Annotated in this window: 17 protein-coding genes; 16 read left to right on the top strand and 1 reads right to left on the bottom strand. The window is 43.8% G+C overall.

Annotation, left to right across the window (positions count from 1 at the left end; genetic code table 11):
* The 11 genes from hisC to ypjB all read left to right on the top strand — a co-directional run bounded on the left by hisC (position 1) and on the right by ypjB (position 9,953).
* Complete coding sequence (gene hisC, locus NYE49_RS11300) at positions 1 to 1,083, top strand: histidinol-phosphate transaminase (RefSeq protein WP_342410230.1); 1,083 nt, start codon at positions 1 to 3, stop codon at positions 1,081 to 1,083.
* Positions 1,084 to 1,131: 48 nt separating this feature from the next.
* Positions 1,132 to 2,247, top strand: a complete 1,116-nt coding sequence (locus NYE49_RS11295; RefSeq protein ID WP_014480118.1) for a prephenate dehydrogenase — start codon at positions 1,132 to 1,134, stop codon at positions 2,245 to 2,247.
* Between the two features lie 10 nt (positions 2,248 to 2,257).
* Positions 2,258 to 3,544 carry a 3-phosphoshikimate 1-carboxyvinyltransferase gene (gene aroA / locus NYE49_RS11290; protein ID WP_047183566.1) on the top strand — a complete coding sequence of 429 codons (1,287 nt, stop codon included), beginning with the start codon at positions 2,258 to 2,260 and terminating at the stop codon, positions 3,542 to 3,544.
* A 334-nt stretch (positions 3,545 to 3,878) separates the two neighbouring features.
* Positions 3,879 to 5,150, top strand: coding sequence for a tetratricopeptide repeat protein (locus tag NYE49_RS11285; protein ID WP_047182804.1), 1,272 nt, complete (start codon positions 3,879 to 3,881; stop codon positions 5,148 to 5,150).
* A 71-nt stretch (positions 5,151 to 5,221) separates the two neighbouring features.
* Complete coding sequence (locus NYE49_RS11280; RefSeq protein WP_004399171.1) at positions 5,222 to 5,761, top strand: ReoY family proteolytic degradation factor; 540 nt, start codon at positions 5,222 to 5,224, stop codon at positions 5,759 to 5,761.
* 54 nt (positions 5,762 to 5,815) lie between these two features.
* On the top strand, positions 5,816 to 6,262 hold the full coding sequence (locus NYE49_RS11275; RefSeq protein ID WP_015383963.1) for a YpiF family protein: 447 nt from the start codon (positions 5,816 to 5,818) through the stop codon (positions 6,260 to 6,262).
* A 142-nt stretch (positions 6,263 to 6,404) separates the two neighbouring features.
* The gene (locus NYE49_RS11270) at positions 6,405 to 6,908 is read left to right on the top strand and encodes a ubiquinol-cytochrome c reductase iron-sulfur subunit (RefSeq protein WP_003230627.1); all 504 of its coding nucleotides are present in this window, start codon (positions 6,405 to 6,407) and stop codon (positions 6,906 to 6,908) included.
* Between the two features lies 1 nt (position 6,909).
* Positions 6,910 to 7,584, top strand: a complete 675-nt coding sequence (gene qcrB, locus NYE49_RS11265) for a menaquinol-cytochrome c reductase cytochrome b subunit (protein WP_003225560.1) — start codon at positions 6,910 to 6,912, stop codon at positions 7,582 to 7,584.
* Between the two features lie 34 nt (positions 7,585 to 7,618).
* Complete coding sequence (locus NYE49_RS11260) at positions 7,619 to 8,386, top strand: menaquinol-cytochrome c reductase cytochrome b/c subunit (protein ID WP_047182803.1); 768 nt, start codon at positions 7,619 to 7,621, stop codon at positions 8,384 to 8,386.
* Positions 8,387 to 8,496: 110 nt separating this feature from the next.
* Entirely contained in the window at positions 8,497 to 9,090 is a 594-nt protein-coding gene (locus tag NYE49_RS11255) for a DUF1405 domain-containing protein (protein ID WP_047182802.1), read from the top strand.
* Positions 9,091 to 9,158: 68 nt separating this feature from the next.
* Complete coding sequence (ypjB, locus tag NYE49_RS11250; RefSeq protein ID WP_003230633.1) at positions 9,159 to 9,953, top strand: sporulation protein YpjB; 795 nt, start codon at positions 9,159 to 9,161, stop codon at positions 9,951 to 9,953.
* A 41-nt stretch (positions 9,954 to 9,994) separates the two neighbouring features.
* Here ypjB and NYE49_RS11245 read toward each other — a convergent pair whose 3' ends face one another.
* Entirely contained in the window at positions 9,995 to 10,867 is an 873-nt protein-coding gene (locus NYE49_RS11245; protein ID WP_047182801.1) for a YitT family protein, read from the bottom strand.
* A 139-nt stretch (positions 10,868 to 11,006) separates the two neighbouring features.
* Here NYE49_RS11245 and NYE49_RS11240 point away from each other — a divergent pair, with 139 nt between their 5' ends.
* From NYE49_RS11240 to bshA, 5 genes are read left to right on the top strand one after another with little or no spacing between them, the layout of a single operon-like run.
* Complete coding sequence (locus NYE49_RS11240; protein ID WP_004398044.1) at positions 11,007 to 11,342, top strand: nucleotide pyrophosphohydrolase; 336 nt, start codon at positions 11,007 to 11,009, stop codon at positions 11,340 to 11,342.
* Positions 11,343 to 11,353: 11 nt separating this feature from the next.
* Entirely contained in the window at positions 11,354 to 12,157 is an 804-nt protein-coding gene (dapB, locus tag NYE49_RS11235) for a 4-hydroxy-tetrahydrodipicolinate reductase (protein WP_047182800.1), read from the top strand.
* A gap of 15 nt (positions 12,158 to 12,172) precedes the next feature.
* A complete protein-coding gene (mgsA, locus tag NYE49_RS11230; RefSeq protein ID WP_014477171.1) occupies positions 12,173 to 12,586 on the top strand; it encodes a methylglyoxal synthase in 414 nt (137 codons plus the stop codon).
* The gene (gene bshB1 / locus NYE49_RS11225) at positions 12,579 to 13,289 is read left to right on the top strand and encodes a bacillithiol biosynthesis deacetylase BshB1 (RefSeq protein WP_047182799.1); all 711 of its coding nucleotides are present in this window, start codon (positions 12,579 to 12,581) and stop codon (positions 13,287 to 13,289) included. Before mgsA ends, bshB1 begins: the two co-directional genes overlap by 8 nt.
* Entirely contained in the window at positions 13,286 to 14,419 is a 1,134-nt protein-coding gene (gene bshA, locus NYE49_RS11220) for an N-acetyl-alpha-D-glucosaminyl L-malate synthase BshA (protein ID WP_047182798.1), read from the top strand. The genes bshB1 and bshA overlap by 4 nt, the downstream gene beginning before the upstream one ends.
* Position 14,420 lies beyond the last annotated feature (1 nt).

Here is a 14,420-nt window from a genome sequence, read left to right as displayed (position 1 = left end):
TTGCGTATCAAAGAACATTTAAAACAGCTGAAGCCTTATCAGCCTGGAAAGCCGATTGAAGCAGTGAACTCAGAATATGGCTTGGATAAAGTTGTGAAGCTTGCTTCAAACGAGAATCCTTACGGCTGTTCAGAGGCTGCAAAAGAGGCGCTTCATCATGAGATTCAACAGCTAGCCCTTTACCCGGACGGGTATAGCGCCGCTTTGCGGACAAGGCTCAGTAAGCACCTCAATGTCAGCGAAACATCACTTATTTTCGGCAACGGTTCTGATGAAATCATTCAGATCATCTGCCGGGCATTTCTAAACAATAAAACCAATACGATCACTGCTGCCCCGACTTTTCCGCAATATAAACATAATGCGGTTATTGAAGGTGCTGAAGTACGTGAAATTGCACTTCGTCCCGACGCCTCACATGATTTAGACGCCATGTTAGAAGCCATCGACGAACAGACACAAGTCGTTTGGATATGCAGCCCGAATAATCCGACTGGCACTTATACATCTGAAGGAGAATTACTCGCATTTCTGGAGCGCGTTCCTTCACGTGTCCTTGTTGTTCTTGACGAAGCATATTATGAATATGTAACAGCAGAGGATTACCCAGAAACCGTGCCGCTCTTAAGCAAGTATTCCAATTTGATGATTTTGCGCACATTTTCAAAGGCATACGGTCTGGCAGCGCTCAGAGTCGGATACGGAATTGCTGACGAGAACCTGATTCGCCAGATTGAGCCGGCGAGAGAGCCGTTTAATACGAGCCGTCTGGGCCAGGCTGCGGCGATTGCCGCACTTGATGATCAAGCGTTTATTGCTTCCTGTGTCGAGCAAAATAATGCAGGCCTTCAGCAGTATTATGATTTTGCGAAAACTCATGGTTTAAAGTGCTACCCTTCACAGACAAATTTTGTGTTAATTGACTTTAAACGTCCTGCTGATGAACTGTTTCAGGCTCTGCTGGAAAAAGGCTATATCGTCCGGTCAGGAAATGCATTAGGTTTCCCGACATCACTCCGGATTACGATCGGAACAAAAGAGCAAAATGAAGAAATACTTGCCATTTTAGCTGAAATTTTATAAGAGGTGATCAAATATCACCTCTTTAGTCTATAAACCAGGTGATGACGTATGAATCAAATGAAAGATACAATATTGCTCGCCGGTCTCGGATTGATAGGCGGTTCGATTGCCCTAGCCATCAAAAAAAATCATCCCGGCAAACGGATTATCGGAATCGACATCTCTGATGAACAGGCGGTAGCGGCATTAAAATTAGGTGTGATAGACGATCGTGCTGATTCGTTTATTAGCGGTGCGAAAGAGGCAGCTACAGTAATCATTGCGACACCTGTCGAACAAACACTGGTTATGCTTGAAGAGCTGGCTCATTCAGGAATTGAACATGAGCTTTTGATTACGGATGTAGGAAGCACAAAGCAAAAAGTGGTTGATTACGCTGATCAAGTGCTGCCTAGCCGCTATCAATTTGTCGGAGGACATCCGATGGCGGGTTCACATAAATCAGGAGTGGCCGCTGCGAAGGAGTTCCTGTTTGAAAATGCATTTTATATTTTAACCCCAGGCCAGAAAACGGACAAACAAGCTGTGGAACAGTTAAAAAACCTGCTGAAGGGGACGAATGCCCATTTTGTGGAAATGTCGCCAGAGGAGCATGATGGCGTTACAAGTGTAATCAGTCATTTTCCGCATATTGTAGCAGCTAGTCTTGTTCACCAAACCCATCACTCGGAAAACCTGTATCCGCTTGTTAAGCGTTTTGCTGCCGGCGGGTTCAGAGATATTACAAGGATTGCATCAAGCAGCCCGGCAATGTGGCGGGATATTTTATTACATAATAAAGATAAAATCTTAGACCGTTTTGATGAGTGGATTCGTGAAATTGACAAGATCCGTACATATGTAGAACAAGAAGATGCGGAAAATCTATTTCGTTATTTTAAAACCGCCAAGGATTATCGCGACGGGCTGCCGCTTCGGCAGAAGGGAGCGATACCTGCATTTTATGATTTATACGTGGATGTACCCGATCATCCGGGTGTAATATCCGAGATAACAGCGATCTTAGCTGCGGAGCGCATCAGTATCACGAATATCCGCATTATCGAAACACGAGAAGATATTAACGGGATTTTAAGGATCAGTTTTCAGTCTGATGACGACCGCAAAAGGGCAGAACAATGCATTGAAGCCCGGGCGGAATATGAAACTTTTTATGCTGATTGAGGTGGAAAAAATGAAACGAGAAAAGGTGCAGGCCTTACATGGAGAAATACATATTCCCGGTGATAAATCCATTTCTCACCGCTCTGTTATGTTTGGCGCGCTAGCGGCAGGCACAACAACAGTTAAAAACTTTCTGCCGGGAGCAGATTGTCTGAGCACGATTGATTGCTTTAGAAAAATGGGTGTTCACATTGAGCAAAGCGGCAGCGATGTCGTGATTTACGGAAAAGGAATCGATGCCCTGAAAGAGCCAGAAAGCCTTTTAGATGTCGGAAATTCAGGTACAACGATTCGCCTGATGCTCGGAATATTGGCGGGCCGTCCTTTTTACAGCGCGGTAACCGGAGATGAGAGCATTGCGAAGCGCCCAATGAAGCGTGTGACTGAGCCTTTGAAAAAAATGGGGGCTAAAATCGACGGCAGAGCCGGTGGAGAGTTTACACCGCTGTCAGTGAGCGGCGCCTCATTAAAAGGAATTGATTATGTATCACCTGTTGCAAGCGCGCAAATTAAATCTGCTGTTTTGCTGGCCGGATTACAGGCTGAGGGCACAACAACTGTCACAGAGCCCCATAAATCTCGGGACCACACTGAGCGGATGCTTTCTGCTTTTGGCGTTAAGCTTTCTGAAGATCAAACGAGTGTTTCCATTGCTGGTGGCCAGAAACTGACAGCTGCAGATATTTTTGTTCCTGGAGACATTTCTTCAGCCGCATTTTTTCTTGCTGCTGGCGCGATGGTTCCAAACAGCAGAATTGTATTGAAAAACGTAGGTTTAAATCCGACTCGGACAGGTATTATTGACGTCCTTCAAAACATGGGGGCAAAACTTGAAATCAAACCATCTGCTGATAGCGGTGCAGAGCCTTATGGAGATTTGATTATAGAAACATCATCTCTAAAAGCAGTTGAAATCGGAGGAGATATCATTCCGCGTTTAATTGATGAGATCCCTATCATCGCGCTTCTTGCGACTCAGGCGGAAGGAACCACCGTTATCAAGGACGCGGCAGAGCTAAAAGTGAAAGAAACAAACCGTATTGATACTGTTGTTTCTGAGATTCGCAAGCTGGGTGCTGAAATTGATCCGACAGCAGATGGAATGAAGGTTTATGGCAAACAAACGTTGAAAGGCGGCGCTGCAGTGTCCAGCCACGGAGATCATCGAATCGGAATGATGCTTGGTATTGCTGCTTGTATAACGGAGGAGCCGATTGAAATCGAGCATACGGATGCCATTCACGTTTCTTATCCAACCTTCTTCGAGCATTTAAATAAGCTTTCGAAAAAATCCTGAAGTTTTACTTCAGGATTTTTTATGCAGATCATAATTCGAGGCGAAAAAACATAGCTTGTCTTATAGAGGGGATAGAAAAACGAAAAGGGGGGATGTGCTTTACTTACAAGCCGGCAGGTCAAAGAGCTGCTTTACTGTACAGAGGGCGATCTTCCTTTTTTCATTTTCTATCTCAAGATCTTTTGGTAAACTAATAAGACTCAATAATTCCCTTCCGTACAGAAGCATCTTATTTGCCGGGGGCATTCGTCTGAATTATGATAAGATTAACCCGAACAAATAAAGCTTTTTTGTATGGTTGATGTTGTATAGGAAAAGAAAGGACCGGTCCGATTTGAATACATTGATTCAAGAAGCCATAAAATTAGTTGAAGCAGGTGAAACAGAAAAAGGCCTCAACACGCTCTCGAAGGCTGAAAAACAGCTGCATGATGAAGATAAAGCCATTGCAGCCCAGCTTTATTACGAGTGGGGCGATGTAGAAAAAGCAATTTCACTGATTAGTGATCTACATGATTTATATCCAAATGAAACAGAACTGACGAATTTCTACGCTGAACTTTTAATAGATATTGACGAAGAAGAAAAAGCCCTCGCTGTGCTGGAGACTATTCCGGAAACAGATCCATCATATCCGGAAAGTTTGCTGCTTATGGCGGATCTTTATCAGATGCAGGGGTTATTCGAAGTCAGTGAACAAAAGCTTTTACAGGCAAAGTCCATTCTGGACAATGAACCGGTTATTGATTTTGCACTGGGAGAACTTTACTTTACACAGGGAGCCTATGCAAAAGCGGTTCAATATTTTAAAACAACGGCTGAGGAGCAGAGTGAGATCGGAGGCGTTAATGTCCATCAAAGACTGGCAGAATCGTTAAGCGCCTCAGGTGAATTTGAGGATGCCATTCCATGTTACGAGAAAGCTGTCGATGAGAATCCTGATCCTAATACGATTTTCGGCTATGGTTTTACAGCCTTACAGGCGGGGCTTGTGAAAACAGCTATTAAGCAGCTGTCTGATTTAAAGGAGCTTGATCCATCTTATACTTCACTTTATATGCCGCTCTCGAAAAGCTATGAAGCTGAAGGAATGTATGAAGAGGCATTAAAAACGGCAAAAGAGGGGATCAGATATGATGAATATAACAAAGAACTTTTCCTTTATGCCGCCAAAATGGCCTTAAAAATCGGGAAGTCAGAAGAGGGGAAAAAGCTGCTTCAGGAGGCGCTTGCGCTTGATCCGGGCTTTGTCGAGGCGCTTCATACACTTCTTGCCGTGTATCACAAAGAAGAGGATTATGATCAGATCATTGATCTTATTCAAGAGGTTCGAAGCTACGGTGAAGAAGATCCGAAATACAATTGGTATCTTGCAAGCGCATATACTGAATTAGAGCAATACGAGGAAGCAAAACAATCCTTTGAGGCTGCCTATCTTCATTACCGGGAGGATAGAGATTTCTTATATGAATACGCAAGCTTCCTATTAGAAGAAGGCCTTCAAAAAGAAGCGCTGCCGCTTTTGAAAAAGGTTCTTGAAATGGACGGAGCCAATGAAGAGCTGGAAGAAACGATTTTGCGAATCGAGGATGAATTTTCTAGATAAGCAGGAATATTAACCATTCATGTGGAACATATAAGTATATAGATTATACGAACGATAGAGGAGGGAATTACATGCAGACCCCTGTTTCTGTCAATGAGAAAAAAGATTTTATCCGTTGGTTTTTAAACCATTATCAGTTAAAGCGCCGAGAGTGCGTTTGGATCTTGAACTACTTAATGAGCCATGATTCTCTCATGGAGAAGGTTCATTTTGTGGAGCAGGCTGAATTTTGCCCGAGAGGCATTATAATGTCAACACATTGTGTTGAAGAAGTTCCGTTCCGGTTCTATAAAGAGAATGTCATGACTACCGACGCGGAAAAATCTTTTCATGATATTAGATTAAATAAACAGCAGGATTTGTTTATCCAGCTTAATTTCCGTTCGGCTTACAGCTCACCTGAATATGCGGCGGTGCTGGAGTCCAACCCGCATATTCCGAAAAACCTTTTTGAGAATAAAAAAGATCAGGGATTGGCGGAACAGATTTTAGAGCACGCTATTTCCACATTCCAAAGAGAAAAATTATTAAAAGACATTGACGACGCGTTAGATCGTCATGATAAAGAGGCATTTGAACAATTATCGCGCCAATTAAATCAGCTCACATAATATGACCAGCCTTGCAGTGAATTGCAAGGCTTGTTGCCGTAAAGGGGGAGAACGATGAGGTGGAGAATCACTGATGCCAAGGACTATTTACAAGCTAAGGATTACATTGATACCGCTGTCATTCCATTAATTAGCATAAGGGTTAATAACCATTTTAAAATGGCGGCGGAGAAAGGCGAGTTTACGCAGCTTCTCTCAGAAGAACTTGAAAGGCAGTTAAAGGGACGGGTATATTTACTTCCTCCTTATACATATGTTGATAGAAATGAAATAACCGTTCAAGGGCTTAAGGATTTGCGGGAAGAGCTGATAACGGAATTTCCGCATGTTGTCCTGCTCACATCTGACGAAAGTTGGAGAGCTGAGGATGCGTTAGGCAAAATGATTGTTACACCGTCTGTTCCATTAGAGCATTTAAATGACTCTTTAAAAAGAAAAATATTAGATGAACGCACTGCTGAAATTTTGAACGTTTTGTTACAGTTATGGAGCACTCCATAAAAACACTTACATTTCCTTATAAACAATATTTTGGCTATATTGACCTTGCTGAGAGATTCATATATTATGAGGGTGTCTAGAGTTATTGCAATATTTTCTATTTTAGTCAGTTTGCAGGGGTGACCTAGAGGGGGGAGAAGAGATGGGCGGAAAACATGATATATCCAGACGTCAATTTTTGAATTACACGCTCACAGGCGTAGGAGGTTTTATGGCGGCTAGTATGCTCATGCCTATGGTTCGCTTCGCACTCGACCCGGTATTAAAATCGACGGGGAAGCAGGATATGGTTCAGGTTGTCAGCGTTGATGAGTTGACAAAAGAGCCGCAGCGCTTTGATTTTAAAATTAATCAAGTCGATGCCTGGTATGAGTCAGAAGAGTCAAGATCAGCCTGGGTCTTCAAAAACGGGGATGAAATTGTAGCACTTTCGCCAATTTGTAAACATTTAGGGTGTACGGTGAACTGGAATAGTGATCCTAAAAACCCGAATAAATTCTTTTGTCCATGCCATTACGGACTCTATGAAAAGGACGGCACCAATGTCCCTGGCACGCCGCCGCTTGCGCCTCTTGATCATTATGAGCAAGAAGTAAAAGACGGCTTCCTGTATCTTGGAAAAGCAAAGCCTAAGGGGGAAGGGTGACATGCTGAACAAAATCTATGACTGGGTAGACGAGCGGCTTGATATTACACCGATGTGGAGGGATATTGCCGATCACGAAGTACCGGAACATGTGAATCCCGCCCATCATTTCTCTGCGTTTGTGTATTGCTTTGGGGGACTGACGTTTTTTGTAACCGTTATCCAAGTATTATCTGGAATGTTTTTAACGATGTATTATGTGCCTGATATCAAAAATGCCTGGGAATCGGTATATTATTTGCAAAATGAAGTGGCATTCGGCCAGATTGTCAGGGGGATGCACCACTGGGGTGCGAGCCTGGTCATTGTGATGATGTTTTTACATACGCTGAGGGTCTTTTTCCAAGGCGCGTATAAAAAACCGCGCGAGCTGAACTGGATTGTCGGTGTGCTGATCTTTTTTGTTATGCTCGGTCTTGGCTTTACAGGCTACTTGCTTCCTTGGGATATGAAGGCTCTGTTTGCAACAAAAGTCGGGCTGCAGATCGCCGAAGCCACGCCTTTGATCGGAACGCAAGTTAAAACGCTCCTTGCAGGGCATCCGGATATTGTAGGCGCCCAAACGCTGACTAGGTTTTTTGCGATCCATGTATTTTTTCTTCCTGCCGCATTGTTCGGGCTGATGGCTGCACATTTTATTATGATCCGGAAGCAGGGGATTTCAGGACCGCTTTAAACTCTTGATCTGCGAATAAAAGGGAGGGGATGACATGCACCGGGGCAAAGGGATGAAATTTGTAGGCGACTCAAGGATACCGGCTGAAAAAAAGCCGAATATACCGAAGGATTATTCGGAGTATCCCGGTAAAACAGAGGCTTTCTGGCCAAATTTCTTGTTAAAGGAATGGATGGTTGGAGCTGTCTTTCTCATCGGTTTTCTCGTTTTGACGATTGTGCATCAGCCGCCTTTGGAGCGAATGGCGGACCCGACTGATACTGGTTATATTCCGCTGCCGGATTGGTATTTTCTTTTCTTATACCAGCTGTTGAAGTATGAATACGCCGCCGGAAGCTTTACAGTGGTCGGCGCCATGATTATGCCAGGTCTCGCTTTTGGGGCCCTGCTTTTGGCTCCATTCCTAGACAGAGGGACAGAAAGAAGGCCGTGGAAGCGTCCGATCGCTGTCGGTATGATGCTTCTGGCCATTTCCGCTGCTGTATTTTTGACGTGGCAGTCAGTTGCTACTCATGACTGGGCCAAGGCAGAAGAACAGGGGAAAATCACAAAAGAAGCCGACATTGACACCAATGCAGAAGGATATAAGGTCTTTAAGGAACAGGGCTGTATTTCTTGCCATGGGGATAACCTTCAGGGAGGAGCGGCTGGGCCTTCATTGGTTGACAGCGGGCTGAAACCGGAAGAAATCAAAAAAATCGCTGTAGAAGGGAAAGGCAAAATGCCGGCGGGTGTGTTCAAAGGAAATGATAAGCAGCTCGAAGAACTTGCAAAATTTATTTCTGAAACAACCGCAAAATAACGTATTGTGAATTGTCAAATGGAAGGATATACTTTTATTATCAAAAGCTGACCCGGCGTCAGCTTTTTTATATGGACATATTATTTTTACAGACTGAGAGTTGATTCGATGTGAAATGGTTTCAATATGTATTAGGGCAGCGGCCGATGCTTATTCTTGTCTTAGCCATTAATTTTCTGGGAACGGTTTACGGCTACTATTGGTACTTGCCGCAGCTTCTGGAGACACCGGCCCGTTTCCTGATTTTTGTTCCGGACAGTCCGACAGCAACGTTTTTCTTTCTGTTTGTGCTGCTTGCCTTTCTCATGAAACGGAATGCTCCGCTCTTTGAGGCGCTTGCGCTAGTTACCCTCGTAAAGTATGGCCTATGGGCGGTAGCTATGAATTTTCTTGTGCTTGCAGTAACTGGTGACTTGCCATGGGAGGGCTACATGCTAATTGCTTCGCATTTTGCAATGGCAGTTCAAGGCGTATTATACAGTCCGTATTTTCGTTTTTCATTTTGGCATCTTGCAATTGCTGCAGTTTGGACACTGCATAACGATGTCATTGACTACTTGTTTAATATGATGCCGCGGTATTCTATGCTTTCTGATTATATGACTGAAATAGGATACGGAACATTTTGGCTAAGCATCTTTTCAATCGCGCTCGCTTACTTTCTTGTGGTCTCGAAAAAGCAAACGAAGCTTGAGCTGATGTAAAGACAATGTTGGTCTATCCTTGTCCCTTTCTTCATATTCTGTAAGGAGAGAGAGTGGGAGGGACCTGCATGAAACGAAAGCTGACGATCTGTTTGTTGATTGCACTTATTTTTTATAATGGAAATGCCAAGGCTGCAGAGCGGGGAAGCCTCGAGGAATTGAATGATTTATCCGATACAGTCTTTCAAATGACCCGACAGGCGAAATATGAAGAGGCGCTACAAGTCTTGGAGTATTTTGAAAAAACATTAAAATCCGCTGAGAAAAAACAGCAAGACCCCATGCTAACGGGAGCCCAAATCCGTCAAATCACATTGGGCTATAATGATATGGTTCGGAGTTTAAAGCAAGCTGATACATCAGACACACAAAAACTCAGAGCAGCCGCGCAGTTCAGAATGCTGATGGATGCGGTTGACAATCGGTCTGACCCGCTTTGGGGCTCACTGGAAAAACCGATTATGGAAGCTTTTACTGAACTGAAGCGAGATGTCCAAAAGAATGGAAGCACAAGCTTTCATGAAAAATGGAATGAATTTATCAGTTTATATGACTTGATTTACCCCAGTCTTACAATCGATGTATCAGAGGATCAGCTTGAAACAGTCGGAAAACATATAGATGTTATTGAGCAAGAGGAATTTCAGCAAATGACAGAGAGCACGAAGCTTGAACGGCTTTCCCTTCTTCAGCATGACCTGAAAAATGTGTTTGACAGGGTGGAGGAGGATGATGCCGATCCGTCTTTACTCTGGGTGATCATTACAACCGGCAGTATCATCATTACTGCTCTCACCTATGTCGGTTACAGAAAGTACAAGGCGGAAAAAAACAAGCTGAAAAAAAGGGACTACCCTAAATAAGGATGAGGGGCGGCGGTCAGCCGCCTTTTTTCTATTACATGTCAGCGCGGAAGCGGATTTTTATTTTCATCAAGCGTAAATCCTTCTCCGAGCACATCGTGAACATCGCTTACCGCTACAAAGGCATGGGGATCAATGGAGTTAATCACGCTTTTCAGCATCACCAATTCGTTTTTCGGCACCACACAATAAAGTACATCTATATCCTCTTTTGTGTAGGAACCTTGTCCTTTCAAAATGGTGACGCCCCGTTCCATTTCTTCAAGAATCTTTTTCTGAATCTGGTCGTTTTTCGAAGAGATGATCGTAGCGCCTTTAGCAGCGTATCCGCCTTCCTGAATAAAATCGATTAATCTTGCCGCTACAAATACAGCTACCAGCGTATACATCGCTTCTTTATAGGAGAGATAAGTAAGCAAAGACAAAATGATGACGCAGGCATCGAAAGCAAACATCGTTCTGCCCATCGGGATCCCAAAATACTTATTCACTAAACGTGCGATGATATCAACACCGCCTGTCGTACCGCCGAACTTAAAAATAATACCTAGTCCGGCTCCGATGAATACGCCGGCAAACAAAGCGGCGAGCGCTAAGTCGTGCTGAAGGGGCATATGGATTTCATATCGCTGAAAGATGCTGAGGAACAAAGACAAGGCTACAGTGCCGACAAGGGTATAAACAAACATTGTCCTGCCGAGCAAACGCCAGCCAATAAAAAAAATCGGAATGTTCAACACCAGGTTCGAGATAGAGGGGCTGATGTGGAAAAGGGCATAAAGCAAAAGTGTAATACCTGTAAAACCGCCCTCAGCCAGATTGTTCTGCATATTGAAATGAACCAAGCCAAATGAAAAAATTGCCGCTCCGATTAAAATAAAAAATATGTTTTTTAATCTAATTTCTCCAAGCATCACACAAAACCCCTTTTCCTTCCATTAGATAGCGTTTATATTATAGTGGATGAAAAAGAAAACAGCAAACGTGCTTAAACATTTGTCAAACGTATCTGAATTAGCTAACATGTAAGAGGATGATAGGAGGTTTCGTTCAGTGAGTGATAAAACAATGAAAGACATACAGGCTGAAGTAGACCGTTACATCGGCCAATTTAAAGAAGGATATTTTAGCCCGCTGGCCATGATGGCGAGGCTGACTGAAGAACTGGGCGAGCTTGCCAGAGAAGTGAATCACCGTTATGGAGAAAAACCAAAAAAAGCGACTGAAGATGATAAAAGCATGGAAGAGGAAATGGGCGATGTGCTATTTGTATTGGTTTGTTTAGCCAACTCTCTTGATATCTCTTTAGAGGAAGCCCACGACAGAGTCATGCATAAATTTAATACAAGAGATAAAGATCGCTGGACCAGAAAAGAAGAAGGAAAGTAGAGGAGATCGAGATGTCAAACGAAACAATTAAAGTAGTCATTGCGGGACCGCGTGGAAGAATGGGGCAGGAAGCTGTTAAATTGGCAGAACGAACACCTCATTTTGACCTTGTCGGGGCCATAGACCATACATACGATCAGCAAAAATTATCTGATGTGATGCCTGTTGAGTCAGATGCTTTCATTTATACAGATATCCATACCTGCTTTACAGAAACACAACCGGATGTCTTGATTGATTTAACAACGCCCGAAATCGGAAAAGTACATACAAAAATTGCATTAGAGCACGGAGTCCGTCCAGTTGTCGGAACAACCGGCTTCTCAGAAGCTGATTTAAAAGAGCTCACGTCTTTAACAGAAGAAAAAGGGATCGGAGCCATCATCGCGCCAAATTTTGCGCTCGGTGCGATACTAATGATGAAATTTTCAAAAATGGCGGCCAACTATTTTGAGGATGTTGAGATTATTGAGCTTCATCATGACCAGAAGCTTGACGCACCAAGCGGAACTGCGCTTAAAACAGCGGAAATGATTTCAGAAGTCCGTAAAGAAAAGCAGCAAGGACATCCGGATGAAAAAGAAATTCTCCCAGGAGCAAGAGGAGCGGAGCAAAACGGCATTCGCTTGCACAGCGTCCGTCTTCCGGGACTGATCGCGCATCAGGAGGTCATGTTCGGCATGGATGGCCAAACGCTCCAGATACGCCATGATTCTTATAACCGTGCTTCTTTCATGTCAGGCGTTAAACTGTCAGTCGAACAAGTCATGAAGATTGATCAGCTTGTGTACGGTTTAGAAAATATCATTGATTAGACGGGGGGATAAACAATGAAAATTGCTTTGATCGCGCATGACAAGAAAAAACAGGATATGGTTCAATTTACGACTGCCTATCGGGATATTTTAAAGAATCATGATCTATACGCAACCGGAACCACAGGGTTGAAAATTCAAGAGGCGACAGGTCTTCAAATTGAACGTTTTCAATCCGGCCCTTTAGGGGGAGACCAGCAAATCGGAGCACTGATCGCTGCCAATGCACTCGATCTTGTCATTTTTTTGCGCGACCCGCTGACCGCGCAGCCGCATGAACCGGATGTCTCGGCATTAATCCGGTTATGTGATGTATATTCCATTCCGCTCGCCACAAATATGGGTACTGCGGAAATTCTCGTCCGTACACTTGATGAAGGTGTTTTCGAATTCCGTGACCTTCTTCGGGGAGAAGAGCCGAATGTATAATGCTGACGTTCTTGCTTTTGGCGCCCACAGTGATGATGTCGAGATCGGAATGGGCGGCACAATAGCGAGGTTTGTCAAACAGGAAAAAAAAGTAATGATATGCGATTTGACAGAAGCGGAACTCTCTTCTAACGGTACGGTCAGTTTGCGTAAAGAAGAAGCAGCTGAAGCAGCCCGCATATTAGGCGCAGATAAAAGAATTCAGCTAACGCTTCCAGACCGCGGCCTAATAATGAGTGATCAGGCAATTCGGTCGATTGTCACTGTCATCAGAACCTGCCGCCCAAAAGCGGTTTTTATGCCGTATAAAAAGGATCGCCATCCGGATCACGGCAATGCGGCTGCACTGGTGGAAGAAGCGATCTTTTCCGCCGGAATCCATAAATATAAAGACGAAAAAAGCCTTCCGGCGCATAAAGTCAGCAAGGTTTACTATTATATGATAAATGGTTTTCATCAGCCGGATTTTGTCATTGATATCTCGGATACAATAGAGGCAAAGAAACAAAGCCTCAACGCCTACAAAAGCCAGTTTATCCCGTCAAAGGATTCCGTTTCTACTCCTCTGACGAATGGGTATATTGAGATCGTTGAAGCGAGAGAAAAGCTTTACGGTAAAGAAGCGGGCGTGGAGTATGCCGAAGGATTCTTTTCCAAACGGATGCTGATGCTTGATCATGATGTGCTTGGGGGCGAACAATGAGAAAACTAAAAATAGGAATCACATGCTATCCGAGCGTTGGAGGCTCAGGTATCATTGCGACAGAACTGGGGAAGCAGCTTGCTGAAAAGGGACATGAAATCCATTTCATCACATCAAGCATTCCGTTTAGACTGAATACATATCATCCCAATATTCATTTTCATGAAGTTGAGGTTAATCAATATGCTGTTTTTAAGTATCCTCCGTATGATTTGACATTGGCAAGCAAAATCGCAGAGGTGGCGGAACGGGAGAATTTAGACATTATCCATGCTCACTATGCTCTCCCGCATGCCGTTTGCGCCTATCTTGCAAAACAAATGCTGAAACGCAATATCGGCATTGTTACAACTTTGCATGGCACGGATATCACAGTGTTAGGTTATGATCCGTCTCTAAAAGATCTGATCCGTTTTGCTATTGAGTCATCAGACAGGGTGACTGCCGTCTCCTCAGCGCTTGCGGCTGAAACGTACGATTTAATTAAACCGGAGAAAAAAATTGAAACGATTTATAACTTTATAGACGAGCGCGTGTATCTGAAGAAAAACACAGCGGCGATTAAAGAGAAACATGGAATTTTACCAGATGAAAAAGTCGTCATCCATGTGTCCAACTTCAGAAAGGTTAAACGCGTGCAGGATGTCATCCGTGTGTTCCGCAATATCGCTGGCAAAACGAAAGCGAAGCTGCTTTTAGTCGGAGACGGTCCGGAGAAATCGACAGCCTGCGAGCTTATCAGAAAATATGGCTTGGAAGACCAAGTCTTAATGCTTGGAAATCAAGACCGTGTTGAAGAGCTTTATTCTATTAGCGATTTGAAGCTGCTGCTATCTGAAAAAGAAAGCTTTGGCCTTGTCCTGCTTGAAGCGATGGCTTGCGGAGTGCCTTGTATCGGAACAAATATTGGCGGTATCCCTGAGGTTATTAAAAACAATGTGAGCGGATTTTTGGTGGATGTCGGTGATGTTGCGGACGCAACAGCCCGCGCGATGAGCATTTTAGAAGATGAACAGCTAAGCAATCGTTTTACAAAGGCGGCAATAGAGATGCTTGAAAATGAATTTTCTTCCCAAAAAATTGTCAGCCAGTATGAACAGATTTATGCCGATTTAGCAGAACCGGAGTGAT

The organism is Bacillus sp. FSL L8-0358 (assembly GCF_038593095.1).
Lineage (GTDB): Bacteria > Bacillota > Bacilli > Bacillales > Bacillaceae > Bacillus > Bacillus subtilis.
The sequence above is the reverse complement of the archived record's forward strand: the minus strand, read 5'-3'. Positions and strand labels throughout refer to the sequence as shown.